Raw genomic sequence first — 15460 nt, forward strand, 5'->3', positions numbered from 1 at the left:
ACCAGGTGGCCCCAACCTTCCAGAGTGGAAGGGTTCCCGACACCCTCACCGACGATGAATGAACTCCAATCGACTTATGTCGACTGTTGTGTCACTCAACAAGGTGAGGAGCATCAAGAGCGTGCATGCTTCCCTTGGCATCTAGGCCAAAGAGAGCGCCCGACAGACGGGCAACGCTGGCAAACGCATAGACGCTCACTCACCTGACTTCAAGCAGAAAATGAAAAGTTTCCACTTCGCCAATCTTCTCGTGTCCGCGTAGCAGAGCAGCAAGCCTGCTCGTCCTGGTTAAGCCCAGACGTTCATCGACTTTCCACCCGGGCACTCAGATAGCCAGGACCTCGGAAGAGACCGCTCTGGCCGTCGAGTTAGGGAACGATGCCTCGGCACGCCCACGCGACGTTTGCAAAGGACCTCGGGCCATCGGGCCGGCCGGCCTCGTAGGCATCGCGCACGGCGGCGTCGGTGCGCGCTCGCTCCGCAGCATCGAGCGCTGCCACATACTTGCCGAGCGGCCCTTCGCCAGCGGCAATCGGCGTCCAATAGTCGGCAAAGCTTTTGTAGTCCATGCGGATCATCAGCTCTACTTCCGCAATGCTCACGAGACCCTGTTCGGCAAAAGTCCGTCTCAGTTCGCCCGGCTGCATCATTGGTTGAAAGCAATAGCGACTGCGCAGCTGGCGCCCGCTTTCACCGAGTGCCGCCACCGTGTCGACCATCATGCGCATGCCGGGCATCCCGCCGAGATGATCCCACACCGCTGCCGCGACCACGCCGCCCGGCCGAACGACGCGGCGCATCTCGGCTACTGCCTTACCGGCTTCGGGAACGAACTGGAGCACGAGAAGCGCCAAAGCGCGATCGAACGTGCCGCCCTCGAAGGGCAGGGCGCAGGCATCCGCCTGTCGGACTTTTATTCGCGGGTTTGTGTTGCGCCGGATTACCTCCTCGACAAAGATTGGCGAATAGTCGACCGCGGTAATCTCGGCGAGGTCGGCAGCTTTGGCGAGCGTGAAGGTCAAGCTACCGGTGCCGCAGCCGATCTCGAGAATCCTTTCGCCGTCGGAAATCCCTGTGAAGTCGATGAATTTCCGCGCGAGTCTTCGGCTCCAGCGGCCCATGAGCTGCTCATAGCCCGCGGCGCTGTGGACGTTGAATTCTGAGGTCATCGAAGTCTCCGTGCGCTTCCCAGATTTTTAGATTTCCAGGAGGTGGCTGCACAGCCGCTAACGCAATCGCATTGCGATCGCAGCGAGAACGCCGTGCTGCTTGCTCTGTGGATGCGTATGAGAAGATCCGTCACGGCGAGCTCCTTTTGAGGGCTACCATGCCTCATCGAGGCCGAGTTGCCCAAACACCTCGCGACGAAGCTCAACGAAGTGCGGATCGCCCCGGTGGCGAGGATAGGGCTGGCTGTTGACGACTTCAGCCTTGACCCGTGCAGGCCGGTCGCTCAGCACGATGACACGGCCAGCAAGCAATAGCGCCTCCTCGACATCGTGCGTGACCATCAGCGCCGTGAAGCGCGAGCGCTGCCAAAGTGATACGAGTTCCGCCTGCATCGCGATGCGAGTCAGCGAGTCGAGCTGGCCCAAAGGTTCGTCGAGAATGAGCAGCTTTGGGTCGTTGACAAGCGCACGCGCCAGAGCCGCGCGTTGCGCCATGCCACCGGAAAGCTGGTGCGGGTAGGCATTGGCGAAGCCCGTGAGCCCCACCAGGCGCAAGGCGTCTTCGATACGCCCGCCATGAGTGCGTAGCAACCCGCGGGCTTCCAGACCGAGCGCAACGTTGCTCCGTACCGTCCGCCATGGATAGAGCGTTGGGTCTTGAAAAACGACGACACGCGACGGATCGGGTGCTTCGATCTCTCTTCCCTCCGCTAGCAGGGAGCCGGCTGTTGGAGTGTCGAGCCCCGCGACCAGCCGCAGCAGGGTCGATTTTCCGCACCCACTCGGCCCCAGGAGAGCGACAAATTCGCCGCGGCCGACCTGAAGGCTGATGCGGTCCAATACCGGCAGGGGCTGCCCTTCGAGATCGAAGCTGTGGCTCACTTCGCGGAGCGTTAGCGTCGATCCACGGACCGCGTGATCGCTTGCGATCGCCGCTACCATCGCACCAGACCTTTCTGCCAGGATAGCAGGCGGTCCCGCAAGCGGAACAGCAGCGTGATCAGCCCTGAGCACAAGAACGCCATGAGCAGCAGCGCGGCGTACATATTGGCATAGGCCGCCCAACCTTGCGCCCATTGCAGGTACCAGCCGAGCCCCGCCTTCACGCCCAGCATCTCGGCTACGACAAGAACCGCAAACGAGTTGCCGAGACCCATGAACAGGCCAACAAAGACATGTGGCATTGCCGCCGGAATGGCAACCTTGAGCACGAGGAAGCGCTGGGTTGCTCCCAATGTCCGCGCAATATCGTAATAGGCGCTCTTCACGCAGGCGACGCCCGACCAGGTCAGCACGGTGACCGGAAACCCGGTGGCGAGCGCAATCAGGAAAATGCTGGCGCTGAAGCTCGACGGGAAAACGAAAAATGCGAGCGGCAGCCAAGCTGTCGCGGGCAGCGGCCCGATGAACCGCAAAACTGGGTGGATCCAATAACCGGCGAGCCGCGACCAGCCGATCGCCACGCCGGTTACGAACCCCACCGCCGCACCGAGAAAGTAACCGGTCGCGAGCAGACGCGCTGAGGCGAAGATGCCTTCAGCCAGCCGCCCCCAATCATCGATTACGACTTCGACAATGGCCTGCGGCGGCGGAAAGAACGGCAACGGCAGCAATCCAAGCTTTGCTGTGACGGCCTCCCAGGCAGCAAAAAACAGCGCGAGCGCAAACAGCCACGGGGAGAGCCGCTGGAGACGCTGAAAAGCAACAAAACGAACGCCGGCAAAGGCTGCCAGGGCGAGCGCAAGGGCCAACGCGCCGCAGGCAATCGCGAAGCCGCCCGTGTAGGCCCAATCGCTCTCGGGCTTATCCGGCCAGAGCGCAGTGAGCACGGCGACCATAGACCATGCGGCGGCAACAGACAGTCCGCCGATCAACGACCGAGTGGTCGAACTTTCAAAAAAGCCGAAACCCGATTTCTCTGATGGCCTCGGCACTTCATCGATGACCGAGCTCACTGCGGATCTTCCCAATCGGCTCAGCTTAGAACGTCAAGATAAATCCGCTCGGCGAACTTGGCCGGGTCAGTGCTTCGCTTCATGACGTTCACTGCCTTGAGTTCGTCGGTGTAGAGTAGAAGCTGCTTCTTGAGCGTGGCCCCGACCGGGTGATTGTGGTGAGTATGGCTACGATACATGGTGGCGAGATCCTCTACGGATCCTCTCCCGCCGTAGCCCGAATAGATTGCTGCGGCATCGGCGGGATCGCTGGCAACTAGGTCTGCCCCCTCCAGTATCGATCGGGTCAGAGCGGCCGCCACCGGCATTTCGCTTCGGGTGAGGCTGCCACGTATCGCGAGAACGCAGCAGGTGCGGTCGGCGAATTCACCCGTCAAGTTCGTCGCGATCTCGTTGAGTTTGCCTTCCTTGAGCCAGAGGTAGGGCAGCGGATCTATCTCGGCCAGCGCCTGCACTTCGCCCTTGTCGACGGCAAGCGCGAGCAGATTGGCCGGGTACTGGCGCCACTCTACCTCTTGGGCCGGATCGATGCCCTTTTTGGCGAGGTAGATCGAAAAGAAGTTCTTCGCTGGGCTCGATTGATCGCTAATCCCGATGGCCTTGCCGCGCAGGGATTCCAGGCTGTCAATATTCGCAGCCTTGGAGCCGAGGAGCCGGATGCAGCCGCCGTGCACACCGGCGGTGATCCGAACGTCGAAACCTTGCTCCAGCGGTTTGAGCCAGCGCAGGGCCAATCCCAAACCGGCATCCGCCTTGCCAGTTGCAATCGCCTCCAACAACTGGTCGGTCGAACCGCCGAAATTGACGAATTCGACATCGAGGTTGTGCTTGGCGAAGATACCCCGCTCCTTTGCGACTGCCGCAGCGACGGTGCACGCCGCGTTCGCATTCCAGGCGAGTTTGAGTTGGCGGGGTGGGCCCTGCAGCTCTTCACTGCTCGCTGCGGCGCGACAAATAAGAGGCTCGCCGGGAATATAAGACAGCGATCCAGTCCCGGATGCCGTCAGCGCGCGAGCCGCTCCAAACATTCCAAGCGGCGCCGTGGCGCCGAGGGTGCAAACCAACGTCAACACCGAGCGGCGGGAGAAGGCGCCCCGCTTCGCTTCGGACAGACCTTTCGTCAAGCTGTTGCCAATTTCGCGCTTTTCCATGTGTCACTCCCAAACTCGCGTGTGAATGGAATAGAACTGGGCGGCGCTTTGCGGGGCCTTAGCTCACCTCTCTTTGGGCATCATCCGAGCCCGTCTGCTACACAGGTGTGAAGAGCTTCACATTAACGCAAAAAATTGGAAGGAGATAGCCGCGCGGCGATTAAGGCTCTTGTCAATCGTGTTGACCTACTCACGGCGGCGTCTGTCGCATTTGATCGCGATCGGCGCGAGTAGATGGTCAATATCTGAGTCGACACGCACCAGCATGCATGGAGCCTGCGTTGCGCGAATTGAGCAACGCCCGGACCGAGATCATGCAGGATAGGCTGAACTTCGACGCTAAGTTCAGCATGCTTTGGAATGGTCGGCTTCCCGCTTCGCTAGCTTGATCCCGGGAATGGCATCAATGTTGCGCCGGGGCATACTTACAAGGAGGTCGCATGATTACCGCCGTTGTACGATACACACTGCCGCCGCAGATCGACCACGCCGCGTGTCGCGAGCACTTTCACATGATCGCCCCCAACTTCCGCGGGGTGACGGGGCTGATCAGCAAGCACTTCATCTGGTCCGAAAGCGGCTGGGCGGGCGGCGTGTACCAGTGGGAGCGTATCGAGGACGCTACGGCGTTCTACACCGGGCCGTGGCTCGAGGGCATCATCCAGCGCTACGGCATGAAGCCGCAGATCGATTTTTACGAGGTTTTTGCGCTAACAGACAACACGCGCGGTAAGATTGAGCTGTTCGAGGAGGCCGTTGCTCCAAATGACCCCAGCAGATAGCTCTTCTGCCGCACTAGCGCGTAGAGGTGGCGTTGTATGAGAGGATAGCTGCGGAATCCTCACGTCATCGTAGCAAGTCCACGCCGCGACCGAATGCGACGATCACTCTGATCTTGGCTCTTCGGAGACGTGCCGATCAGGGCAAATGTCCACGTTTCGCCAAGAACTGCCCTCCCCGTTAAGTCGCAGTTTGACCCAACCCAGACATATCTTGCACCGGAGACAAGTAGCCCTTTGGGCGTCCGGTAAGGCCGCCGCCTCGCCGGACCGATTAAGGTTCGACCGCTTTAGTTGAATGTTTGCAGCCTCAATTTGAGCGATCCGTCGGCTTGGCGTTCGAAGACGTGCGTCGCCAAACCACTGAAGGGAGACGGCTTGCCCTCCTTGTCCTTACCCGTAGCGCTCCACTTGGCTGCGCCGAAGACTACCTTGTCGTCTCCGCCGGCATCGATCATCTCCAACTTGTGATCCGTCACACCGCTCGCGAAGAGTCCGGCAAAGAACTTCTCGATCTCGGCCGGCGCCGACGCGACCTGATGTGTGGGCGGCATCAATTTTGCCGTCGCGACATAGGAGGCGCCGATGGCTTTCTCGTCGTGCTTATTAAATGCGGCATCCCAAGCGGCGTAAGCCTTCTCCACGTCCCCCTTGGCGTCCGCGGCCAACGAAATTCCCGGCGCGCCGAGCAGACAAATGAGTAGTGTTGAAGACCGTTACAGGAATTTCTCGCGGCCCTGCGCTTTGATCTCGGTCTCCAGTTGCTGATCGAGCTTGTCTAGGCTTCGCCTCAAAACCTCGACTTCGTGCGGATCGAGCGCGGCCATGAGCTTGCGCTCGACCCGAACCACGAATTTCTCGATATCCTTGTAGACCTTGCGGCCATCGGTCGTGAGGCTCAGGCTGGCGCGGCGGCGGTCTGCCTTATCCACGTCACGATGAATCAGCCCTCGACGCACCAGCAATTCGATGGAGCGCGCGACCTTGAACGCGTCGGACGAGGTCAATGTCGCAAGTTGCGTGGCCGTCAGCGGCTGATGCCTGGCAATGACCGCAAGGCTTCGCCAGGCCGGCATCGTCAGCTCGTAACGATCTTCGTACATGGGGGAGATGAAGCTGCCCAGCCGCGAAGCGATGAGACCGAACCGGTACCCGGTCCAGTTCTCGAGCGGGAGGATCGTGCTGACCTTGTTCATCAAGACAATTTGCTCGCGGTGAAGGGAGCAGAACCATAACGAGTTGCACTGCACCGCTCAACCGCTCGCTTTCCGGACGATCGCGTCATTGACGCAGGGGCGAATTACTTGCATAATGCAAATAATAAGCATTCAAAAGAACCAAGGAGGATCACCATGTCGAAATCGACTGACGGCCAGGATCTGACGCTGGTTGGCCCGGGTACGGTCATGGGCGAGATGATGCGGCAATACTGGATACCCGCCGCTCTCTCTTCGGAACTATCAGTCGACGGCGATCCAATGCGCCTGATGCTGCTCGGTGAGCAGCTCATTGCCTTCCGTGACAGCTCGGGCCGGGTTGGCGTGCTGGATCATCAATGTCCGCACCGTTGTGCCTCGCTGTTCCTCGGCCGTAACGAGCAGGACGGTATCCGTTGCGTCTATCACGGCTGGAAGTTCGACGTTGACGGCCGCTGCCTCGAAATGCCGAACGTCCCCCCTCCGCAGGATTTCAAGGAAAAGGTCCGCGCAAAAAGCTACAGGGTTCGCGAGTGCGCGGGCCTCATATGGGTTTACATGGGCGCGCGGGCCGAGGCGCCGCCGATGCCGATGCACGAAGCGCTGTTCGTTCCGGAGCAGGATCTGACCGTCACCATCCTCCAACGCGAAGCCAACTGGCTCCAGGGCCTCGAAGGCGATATCGACACGTCGCATTTCGGCTTCCTGCATGCCGGACACATCAACCCTGATGATTTCGAGGAAGGCCACCCGGCCCGTCACACGGTTTCCAACCGAGCGCCGGAGTACAAGGTCACCGAGACCGACTGGGGCACGATGTACGGCGCGTTTCGGCCGGAAGCGGACGATCGAATGCACTGGCGCATGGCGCATTTCTCACTGCCGTTCTGGACCCAGACCCCGAACGCCGACTTTGCCGACCACGTGGTCGCCAAGGCGTGGGTGCCCATGGACGACACTCACACGATGCTGATCTCGATCTATGGCGGCCGCGCCAAAGGGGCGACTTACTCGAGTTCCAAGCTGAAATCCGGTGGTGGCATCCCCGGGGCCGACGGTCTCGATTATCTACCCAACACCACGGACTGGTATGGGCGCTGGCGTGCGGTCCAGAACATCGGCAACGACTGGCAGATCGATCGCGAAGCTCAGCGCACCAACAAGATCTACACCGGCATCCGCAACATCGTGATGCAGGACCAAGCCGTCACGGAAAGCATGGGGCCGATCGTCGATCACACCAAGGAACATCTCGCACCGAGCGACGTGATGATCGCGCGGACGAGGCGGCGCCTGCTCAACGCTGCACGGGCATTCGCCAACAGCGGCACCGTGCCGCCCGGCGTCGACGATGCCGAGGTGTTCTGGAACGCGCGCGCAGGCTCCTACTACGCTGACGCGAAGATCGACTGGCTCGAGGCCTATCAGGACAAGTTGAAGACCGCCATTCGCTGGCGTGCCCCGAGCCCGCAAGCCGCGGAGTAGCGACAATGGCCACGCCGGACCGGGAAACGCGCGCGCGCATCACGCGCCGCGCTACGGTGTTTGGACTGACGGCCTCTTCGATCCTGCCGTCGATCATGGCTCCGTCGAGAGCGGAGGGTGAATGGTCCTCGCTGGTCGCCGCCGCAAAGAAGGAAGGCCGCGTGGTGCTCTACAGCGCGTTCGTCGGCCTTGCCGCGCACAAGGAGCTCAAGAAGGACTTCGAGTCCGCCTACGGAATCACCGTGGACATTCTCGAAGCACGCGCGAGCGAAGTCCGGGAGCGCATCCGCATCGAGCAGGCTGCGGGCCGCAACGCAGCCGACGTCTCCGAGAACGGGCGGACCACGACCACGCTGCAGATCAAGGAGGAGCGTGTCTTCGAACCGCACGGCCCCCTCCCCAGCCTCGGCCGTCTCAAGACGGACTTCCCAAGCGACGGCATGCGGCTCCCTGTCTTTGCCATCGTATACGGCATCCTGGCGAACACCATGCTGGTCAAGCCGGCGGACGAGCCGAAAAGCTGGCTCGACCTGACGGATCCGCGCTGGAAAGGAAAAATCCTCAGCGACGATCCGCGGACGCTCGGCGGCGGCGGCGTGCTCTTCTCGGTCCTGCAGGACCTCTACGGGCGCGCCTTCCACGAGAAGCTTGCCCAGCAGGACCTGAAGTTCAGCCGGGAGATACCCGCAAATGAGCGCCGCGTAGCGCGCGGCGAATACCCGCTCTACATCCCCGACAGCCTGACGTCGCTGCTCGAACTTAAGGGCCTCCCGGTCAAGTTCATCGCGCCGAAGGAGGGGCTGCCCTATGTCGGCTACGATCTCGCGCTGCTGAAGAATGCACCCCACCCCAACGCGGCGCGGCTGCTGATGGAATACTATCTGGGCAAGACGATGCAGCAGAACCTTGCGAGGCTCGGGCTGCTGCCGACCACGGCGGACGCGCTGACCGGTGTCGATCCCGCGGTGGCACAAATCGAAACAACGAAGCTTCTCGGCACCACGGATCCAGAACGCATGAACGAGATGCTGTCTTTGGCTCAGCAGATCTATCGCTGAGAGGCATTCCCGGCTTAAGGGGCTGCGCCGGCCTGCTCCGGCACAGCCCAAGCCGACTGCTGCGGAACGACGACGGTCACATTGTCTCCGACGGAGAAGCCACCGAACGGCGGCGCATCGACATTGAGGCGGCTATCGTCCGTCTGCACCACGACGGACCGGATCGGACCGCGGAAGATCGTATGCGCAATCTGTCCGGACCATCGAAGTTCGTGGTCACTGTGAGCCGCATCTGGGGCCGCGATACGGGCGTCCTCGGGACGAACCATGACGGTCACGGGCCGCCCGGGCCGGATCTCGCTTGCCGACTGGCACGCTCCACGCCAGCCCTTGCCGACGACGTTGAGCCGCACCCGGCGATCGTCGATCCGCGTGCAGGCCTCCACACTGGCCTCCAGCAGGTTCGGTGTTCCGAAGAAGGCTGCCACGATCCGGTTTGCGGGATAGCGATAAATCTCCTCGGGCGCTCCGATCTGCTGGATTCGACCGCGATCCATCACGACCACACGGTCGGACAACGCCATCGCTTCGGCCTGATCATGTGTCACGTACAGGCTCGTCATCCCAAGCCGTCTCTGGATCGAACGGAACTCGTCGCCCATCTGCAGACGGAGCTTTGCGTCGAGATTGCTGAGCGGCTCGTCGAGCAGCAGCACCTTGGGTTCGAAGACGAGGGCCCGCGCGATCGCGACCCGCTGCTGCTGGCCGCCGGACAGCGCCGGTGCCGGCCGCTCGGCAAAATCCTGCATCTCGACGAGGCGAAGTGCCCTGGCGACGAGATCGCGTATCTCGGCCGCGGATTTGCGGCGCACCCGCAGCGGATAGGCGACGTTCTCGAAGACGGTCATGTGCGGCCAGATCGCGTATGACTGGAAGACCATGCCGAGCCGCCGGCGCTCCGACGGAACAAAGACGCCGCGAGCCGCATCGCTGACGACCTCGTTGCCGATGCTGATGCGGCCGCCGGAATTTTGCTCGAGGCCCGCGACCATCCGCAACGTCGTGGTCTTGCCGCACCCCGACGGCCCCAGCAGGGTGACGAATTCACCCTCGCTGACCCGCAGGTCGACGCCGTCGACCGCGACGAAATTACCGAAGCTCCGGCTTACTTTCTCAAGAACGACATTCGACATGGCACGATCCAAGCCTGGTCACATTCCACCGATACGGCTGCTGATGAACTTGAGTTGAACCCACCGGAAGACGATCACGAGAACCATCATGATGAGCCCGATCACGCTGACCTGCTCCGCATTGCCGTTCGCCCACAGCTTCAGCAGCACGACAGACAACACCTCGGAGCCGACAGAATAGAGCAGAACGGATGCGCTCAGCTCGCGCATGATGCCGAAGAACACCAGCACCCATCCGACGGCGAAGGAAGGCCAGGCCAGGGCAAGGACGATGCGCCTCATGGTTTGCAGCCAGCTTGCGCCATGCACCCGGGAGCACTCCTCGAGGTCGAACGAAAGCTGCGCATATGCGCTCGACATGGCGCGCACCGAAAGCGGCGTCCCAAGCGAAATATAGGCCAGCAGCAGCGCCCAGATCGTGCCGTAGATCGGAATCGCGTGAGGCAGCAGAGCAAACCCCCAGAGAAACCCGACACCAAGGACGATACCGGGCATCATCCACGGCAGCCAAGCCATCGAATCGATCAGCAACCGGCCTCGCCACTTCGTTCGGACCGAGACATAGGCGACGGTTGCGCCGAGCAACATCGTCAGCGTGGCGCCGACGAGGCCCAGGAACATCGTGTTGCTGAACCCGCGCCAGAACTCGCTGCTGCCGAATACCGCCTGATAGTGCTCGAGGGTCAGCATGTCCCACTGGTAGAACCCGAAGAACTTGAAGAACGAGCCGATGACGAGTTGTCCGACCGGGAGAACCACCGTCACCACAAAGAACAGAACGCAAAAGGCAAAGGTTGCCCATCGCCATGCACCGAGTTTCATCACCGAAGGCGAATAGCCCTTGCCAGTGATGGTCTGAAAACTTCGGCCGCGCAGCATCCGCCGCTGCAGAAGAACGATCAGGAACAATAGCGCCATGATGACGAAGCTGATCGCGGTTGCATACTGATATTGCGGCGGCGACCGCTGGTTGATCGAGTCGTAGATGTCCGTCGTGATGACCCGAATTCCCGCCGGTGAGCCGAAGAAGAGCGGCGACTCGAAATTCTCGATGCCGCGAATGAAGCTCAGGATGGCCGCACCGGTCAGCGCGGGCAGCATAAGCTGCAGCGTGACAGAGCGAAAAGTTCGCAGGCGTGATGCGCCGCACATGGTCGCCGCCTCCTCGAGACTCGGATCCATCGCTCGGAAGGCGTCCACGATAAGAAGAAACAGGAACGGCACGGAATACTGCATCATGTGCCAGACTACGCCGCCATATGAATAGACGTTGATCGGCGCTGTCTCCGATCCCGTGACCCACTGATAGAGCTGATTGAGCAATCCGACCTGCGGATTGCCGAGCATGCCCCACGCCATTGCGGTCAGGATGGGGGGAATGAAGAATGGCAGCGTGATCAGGACTTCCAGAGCCGCCCGGAATGGCGTGTCCGTTCGCGCCAGTATCCAGGCGAGCAGGACGGCCAGGATTACCGAAGGGATGGTCTTGGCCAGGGATATGCCGACGGTGTTGAGGAGTGTCACCGCGCTTTGCAGCGTGATGACGTCGCGATATCCGTCTAGATTGAAAGTGCCGGCCATTCCCGGCGGCGTCGAATGCAGGCTTCCATAGAGCAGCATCGACAGCGGATAGACGGAAAGGAAGGCGAGAACGACGACGAGCAGAGCGAGCGCCGCAAGGCGGCCTGCCGCAGTCGCCTGCAGCCACCGCCCGATCCCGCTCAGGCCGGTCGTACGCCTCTCGACGAGGTTGTTCACTCCCTCTCCGGCTGAAACGCTCATGGGTCTCTCAGGGATAGAGCTTCTTGGCGAGATCCATCATCGAGGAGCGCTCAGCCAGCTTGGCGGGACCAATGATCTTGGCATTCACGAACTGCTGCGCGTCCGGATTGGCGCGCTCGGCGGCCGCGGCGTTCACCGGAAGCATCCAGGCGTTCGCGTAGAGCAATTGCGACTCGACGCTGAGGAAGTGGTCGATGAACAAACGCGCAGCGTTGGGATGCGGCGCGTTCTTGAGCACCGCGAGATCCATCTCCGCGAAAGGTGCACCCTCCTTTGGAATCACGACTTTCACCGGCAGCCCCTTCAGATCGGACGTGAAGGCAAAGATCTGCGGGATATAGATGGCGTACTCGCCGCGAGCGACGCGCCGCGCGTCGTTTCGCATATCGCGGCTGAACACGGGCTTTTGCTCGGCGAGCTTCTGATTGAAGTCGATGCCCATGGTCTTTTCCAGGATGGCGAACATGGTATTCCCGCTGCCGAGCGGCCGCATGTCGTCCGAGAGGATCTTGCCCTTCCATTTGGGATCGTTGAGATCGTTCCAGCTCGTCGGGATGTCCTGCTCCTTGACCAGCCGCGTGTTGATGAGGATGCCCATCGGCTGCATGAAGGCCGGCACGCTGTATTCATTGGCTTTGAACGGCGGTCGCAAATGGGCGGCATTCGGGATCGGCGGCAGTTTCTGCACGAAATCGCCGTTCTTGAGTTGCTCCTCGATCATGGTCGTCGTGACCATTTCCGCGTCGCCCAGGAAGCGGCCGGCCGCCTGCTCGGTGCGGATGCGCTCGGAGAGCTCACTGGCACGGAGGTCGAGACTCTCGACCGGAATTCCGTACTTCGCTTCGAACGACTTGAGGACAGCCGTGAAGTAGGGAGCGCCCAAGGCCATGTTGTAGACCACGACCTTGCCTTCCTTCTTGGCGGCCTCGACGACCTTGTCCCAAGAACCGTCCTCGGCGTGCGCGGAGCTCAACAGACCCACGAAACAGGCGACAGCCGCCGACATCCCTAGCTTGAACAACACTTACTCCTCCCAATGCTCTTTTTTGCTTTGGCAATCCGCTGGTCTTCAGACTTCCAGGACAACATATTGCTTGTCGATCGTGACCTGAAACGTTTCGGCGCGCAGCTCACCTTCGATCAGCGCGCCTCCGGGCTCGACTTTCAATTCATAGCTTCGGACCTTGGTGCGATCTGGCTCGCACCATGACCGCCCGGTTCGCAGATCGAATTCCCAGCCATGCCACGGGCAGCGCAACAACTCACCGCGACGGCTGTATTGATAGTCACCGGGCCCCGTCGCCTCGACGAGCCCGACGATGCGCCCCTTGCACAGGGACGCCCCCTCATGCGGGCAACGATTGCCGACGGCGAAATACTCGCCCTCGACATTGAAGATGCCGATCTCGCGTCCATTGACCTGGACCAGCAGGCGCTGGCCCGGCGGGATCTGATCCACGGTCGCAACCACATGCCGCGCCATCAGTCCAGCCTGTAGAACTTGCGCGCATTCTCGTAGAGAAGCTGCTCGCGCTGGGCCTGCGTGAGATTGGCGCGAAACGCGTAGCGCGGATCGTCGAAATCCCAATGCGGGTAGTCGGTGGAAAACAGCAGCCGGTCCCATCCGATCCTGTCGAACAGATCGATCAATTCGGCTGACGTCGCCGGCTCTTCCATCGGCTGCGTGCTGAACCACACCTGCTCGCACACGTATTCCGACGGCGGCTTCTTCACGTGAGGAACCTCGCTCCGAAGGCGTGCCCAGTGCTTGTCCATGCGCGCATTGAGCGACGGCACCCAGCCCAACCCGCCCTCCATGATCACGACGCGCAACTCGGGAAAGCGCTCCAGGACGCCTTCAAACACGAGACTGGCCACGACCGCCTGCATGGTCTGGGCGACCGAGTGATGTTCCTCCATGTAATAGGATGTCCATCCGCCGCCGGTCGACGGATGGCCGTTGGTGCCACCGACATGAATCGTGATCGGCAGGTTGTTGCGCACGGCCGCCTCATAGATCGGCCAGTAGCGCCGGCGTCCGAGCGGCTCGTCCGTTTTGGGCAGGATCAGGATTTGGGTAAAGTTGGGATCCCCTCCCCTGGCATCGATCTCGGCGACGGAGGCAACCGTGTCCTCCTGGGCGATCAGCACCGAGGCCCTCAAACGCGGCTCCTGCTTCACCCAGCGTTCGACCTGCCAGGTATTCATCGCGCGGGTCAATGCGACGCCAAGGTCGAGATTTCTCTGACTGCCCGGATTCCAGCGCAGGGGTATCAACATGCCCACCTCGATCCCGTTCGGATCGAGGTGCTGCTTCTTCATCAGGTCAAGGCTCGATCCCGGCGGCCCGCCCTCCTCCGGATAGGCATCGATCCGCGCAGCGTCGGGCGACATGCGCGGATGCGACAGTGCCTCGGAGAAGGCGTGGCGCAGGTGGCTGCCATAGACCGTGAGATGCTCGATCCATTGCCTTTCCAGATAAGGATGCACCTCGGTCCAGGACGTCATCGCCGGATGGATGTCGCAATCGATGACTTTCAGCTTGTAGTTCGAGGCCCGTGGCCGCTCCAGCTCAACGGTGCTCATGGCACAACCTCCATGATCTGATCGGCCGTGGCCAATCGCGAGTAAGTGGCGAGCGCATTTTCACTGGCGATCTTGCGGAAAAGCGCATCAGGGAGCCGGCCGGAGAGGACCGCCTCCCCGTCGAAATGCCAATGCGGATAGTCGGTCGAGAACAGGAACAGCTCGTCCGACTTGATGTGATCGGCGAGCCGCATGATGGCCTCGCCGTCGTCCGCCGCATCGACCGGCTGGACGGTGAAACGCACATTGTTGCGGATGATCTCCGACGGCGTGCGCGTGACCCACGGAACTTCGGCTCGCACACCTTTCCATGTCTTGTCGGCGCGCCAGATGAATCCGCTCAGCCACGTCAATCCGGATTCGATTGCAACGATCTTGAGCCGGGGGAATTTCGCGAACACGCCCTCCGATATCAGGCTTTGAAGCTGGCTCTCGAATGCTGCGGACTGCGCCACATAGTCCTCGACATAGTATGACGGCCACCCGACCGCGGTAGGCGCACATCGATAGGCGCTTCCTGCGTGAATTCCGATCGTCAGGCCGAGGCGCTCGGCGCGTTCGTAGATGGGCCAGAGATGTCGCCGGCCTAGCGTCGTTTCACCGGACACCAGCATAAGCACCTGCACGAACCGGAAGTCGTCGGCGCGGCGGTCGATTTCCGCCACGGCGAGTTCCGCGTTGTGCGACGGGATCACGATCGAGGCGCGGAGCCGCGGATCCCGGTTGAGCCAGTGATCTCTGATCCAGTCGTTGGTCGCCCGGCAGAACGCTGCCGCCATATCCTCACTGTGAAGGACCTGCGCGCCGTAGAGGCAGTTCAGAATTCCATAGCGTGGTCGAAACCGATCGAGCACATGGTCTTGCATCGCTTCGAGCGAGGAGCCAGCCTTCGCACCGCCCGGGAGAAGCCAGTCTGGACGACAGGACAGCGGCGAATTCTGCGGATAGCTGGTCAGGCTCAGATTGAGACGATCGAGCGCGCGGACGGAGACCATCTCGCGCCAATAGTCGTCCAGATAGGGCAGGAGGACGCCCATCCCGGGCACCGCCGGGTGAAGGTCGCAATCGATTGCGCCGGCATACGTCCTCGCCTCATCAAGACCGGCGACCAAGCCGTTTCCTTCCATGTCACTCTCGCCACTTTTTTCTTGGAATTGGGAGATTGG

General features: G+C 61.4%; 15 protein-coding genes. 3 read left to right on the forward strand and 12 right to left on the reverse strand.

What is annotated here, in order from left to right; translation table 11 throughout:
• Positions 1 to 368: 368 nt before the first annotated feature.
• The 4 genes from AC0L3X_RS12185 to AC0L3X_RS12200 form a co-directional block, all read right to left on the reverse strand.
• Positions 369 to 1169, reverse strand: coding sequence for a class I SAM-dependent methyltransferase (locus AC0L3X_RS12185; RefSeq protein ID WP_063985286.1), 801 nt, complete (start codon positions 1167 to 1169; stop codon positions 369 to 371).
• Positions 1170 to 1322: 153 nt separating this feature from the next.
• The gene (locus AC0L3X_RS12190; RefSeq protein WP_063985287.1) at positions 1323 to 2111 is read right to left on the reverse strand and encodes an ABC transporter ATP-binding protein; all 789 of its coding nucleotides are present in this window, start codon (positions 2109 to 2111) and stop codon (positions 1323 to 1325) included.
• Positions 2105 to 3043 (reverse strand): ABC transporter permease, encoded by a 939-nt coding sequence (locus tag AC0L3X_RS12195; RefSeq protein WP_224517721.1) that lies wholly within the window; start codon positions 3041 to 3043, stop codon positions 2105 to 2107. Before AC0L3X_RS12195 ends, AC0L3X_RS12190 begins: the two co-directional genes overlap by 7 nt.
• A gap of 101 nt (positions 3044 to 3144) precedes the next feature.
• On the reverse strand, positions 3145 to 4275 hold the full coding sequence (locus AC0L3X_RS12200) for an ABC transporter substrate-binding protein (RefSeq protein ID WP_081369351.1): 1131 nt from the start codon (positions 4273 to 4275) through the stop codon (positions 3145 to 3147).
• 440 nt (positions 4276 to 4715) lie between these two features.
• Here AC0L3X_RS12200 and AC0L3X_RS12205 point away from each other — a divergent pair, with 440 nt between their 5' ends.
• Positions 4716 to 5057 (forward strand): hypothetical protein, encoded by a 342-nt coding sequence (locus AC0L3X_RS12205; protein ID WP_473316422.1) that lies wholly within the window; start codon positions 4716 to 4718, stop codon positions 5055 to 5057.
• A gap of 287 nt (positions 5058 to 5344) precedes the next feature.
• Here the strand turns inward: AC0L3X_RS12205 and AC0L3X_RS12210 are convergent, their stop codons facing one another.
• Together AC0L3X_RS12210 and AC0L3X_RS12215 are read right to left on the reverse strand one after the other, a co-directional pair.
• Positions 5345 to 5722 (reverse strand): YybH family protein, encoded by a 378-nt coding sequence (locus AC0L3X_RS12210; protein ID WP_231144281.1) that lies wholly within the window; start codon positions 5720 to 5722, stop codon positions 5345 to 5347.
• Positions 5723 to 5770: 48 nt separating this feature from the next.
• Complete coding sequence (locus tag AC0L3X_RS12215; RefSeq protein ID WP_063985289.1) at positions 5771 to 6250, reverse strand: MarR family winged helix-turn-helix transcriptional regulator; 480 nt, start codon at positions 6248 to 6250, stop codon at positions 5771 to 5773.
• A 156-nt stretch (positions 6251 to 6406) separates the two neighbouring features.
• Between AC0L3X_RS12215 and AC0L3X_RS12220 the strand changes: the two genes are divergently transcribed.
• Complete coding sequence (locus tag AC0L3X_RS12220) at positions 6407 to 7735, forward strand: Rieske 2Fe-2S domain-containing protein (RefSeq protein WP_063985290.1); 1329 nt, start codon at positions 6407 to 6409, stop codon at positions 7733 to 7735.
• A gap of 5 nt (positions 7736 to 7740) precedes the next feature.
• On the forward strand, positions 7741 to 8793 hold the full coding sequence (locus AC0L3X_RS12225; protein WP_231144279.1) for an ABC transporter substrate-binding protein: 1053 nt from the start codon (positions 7741 to 7743) through the stop codon (positions 8791 to 8793).
• A gap of 14 nt (positions 8794 to 8807) precedes the next feature.
• Here AC0L3X_RS12225 and AC0L3X_RS12230 read toward each other — a convergent pair whose 3' ends face one another.
• The 6 genes from AC0L3X_RS12230 to AC0L3X_RS12255 are packed head-to-tail and all read right to left on the reverse strand — an operon-like array spanning position 8808 to position 15421.
• Positions 8808 to 9926, reverse strand: a complete 1119-nt coding sequence (locus AC0L3X_RS12230; RefSeq protein WP_063985292.1) for an ABC transporter ATP-binding protein — start codon at positions 9924 to 9926, stop codon at positions 8808 to 8810.
• Between the two features lie 18 nt (positions 9927 to 9944).
• Entirely contained in the window at positions 9945 to 11708 is a 1764-nt protein-coding gene (locus AC0L3X_RS12235; protein WP_231144278.1) for an ABC transporter permease, read from the reverse strand.
• A 7-nt stretch (positions 11709 to 11715) separates the two neighbouring features.
• Positions 11716 to 12732: an ABC transporter substrate-binding protein gene (locus AC0L3X_RS12240; RefSeq protein WP_231144277.1), complete on the reverse strand. Its 1017-nt coding sequence runs from the start codon at positions 12730 to 12732 to the stop codon at positions 11716 to 11718.
• Between the two features lie 45 nt (positions 12733 to 12777).
• The gene (locus AC0L3X_RS12245; protein WP_063985295.1) at positions 12778 to 13191 is read right to left on the reverse strand and encodes a Rieske (2Fe-2S) protein; all 414 of its coding nucleotides are present in this window, start codon (positions 13189 to 13191) and stop codon (positions 12778 to 12780) included.
• A complete protein-coding gene (locus AC0L3X_RS12250; protein WP_063985296.1) occupies positions 13191 to 14294 on the reverse strand; it encodes an amidohydrolase family protein in 1104 nt (367 codons plus the stop codon). The genes AC0L3X_RS12245 and AC0L3X_RS12250 overlap by 1 nt, the downstream gene beginning before the upstream one ends.
• On the reverse strand, positions 14291 to 15421 hold the full coding sequence (locus tag AC0L3X_RS12255) for an amidohydrolase family protein (RefSeq protein WP_354132690.1): 1131 nt from the start codon (positions 15419 to 15421) through the stop codon (positions 14291 to 14293). Before AC0L3X_RS12255 ends, AC0L3X_RS12250 begins: the two co-directional genes overlap by 4 nt.
• Positions 15422 to 15460: the final 39 nt, after the last annotated feature.

The organism is Bradyrhizobium sp. MI1.7 (assembly GCF_055811795.1).

Coding starts and splice junctions, on each gene's coding strand:
- AC0L3X_RS12190 (WP_063985287.1), bottom strand. CDS start 2,111: ATGGTAGCGGCGATCGCAAGCGATCACGCGGTCCGTGGATCGACGCTA.
- AC0L3X_RS12185 (WP_063985286.1), bottom strand. CDS start 1,169: ATGACCTCAGAATTCAACGTCCACAGCGCCGCGGGCTATGAGCAGCTC.
- AC0L3X_RS12205 (WP_473316422.1), top strand. CDS start 4,716: ATGATTACCGCCGTTGTACGATACACACTGCCGCCGCAGATCGACCAC.
- AC0L3X_RS12245 (WP_063985295.1), bottom strand. CDS start 13,191: ATGGCGCGGCATGTGGTTGCGACCGTGGATCAGATCCCGCCGGGCCAG.
- AC0L3X_RS12220 (WP_063985290.1), top strand. CDS start 6,407: ATGTCGAAATCGACTGACGGCCAGGATCTGACGCTGGTTGGCCCGGGT.
- AC0L3X_RS12200 (WP_081369351.1), bottom strand. CDS start 4,275: ATGGAAAAGCGCGAAATTGGCAACAGCTTGACGAAAGGTCTGTCCGAA.
- AC0L3X_RS12225 (WP_231144279.1), top strand. CDS start 7,741: ATGGCCACGCCGGACCGGGAAACGCGCGCGCGCATCACGCGCCGCGCT.
- AC0L3X_RS12255 (WP_354132690.1), bottom strand. CDS start 15,421: ATGGAAGGAAACGGCTTGGTCGCCGGTCTTGATGAGGCGAGGACGTAT.
- AC0L3X_RS12215 (WP_063985289.1), bottom strand. CDS start 6,250: ATGAACAAGGTCAGCACGATCCTCCCGCTCGAGAACTGGACCGGGTAC.
- AC0L3X_RS12235 (WP_231144278.1), bottom strand. CDS start 11,708: ATGAGCGTTTCAGCCGGAGAGGGAGTGAACAACCTCGTCGAGAGGCGT.
- AC0L3X_RS12230 (WP_063985292.1), bottom strand. CDS start 9,926: ATGTCGAATGTCGTTCTTGAGAAAGTAAGCCGGAGCTTCGGTAATTTC.
- AC0L3X_RS12250 (WP_063985296.1), bottom strand. CDS start 14,294: ATGAGCACCGTTGAGCTGGAGCGGCCACGGGCCTCGAACTACAAGCTG.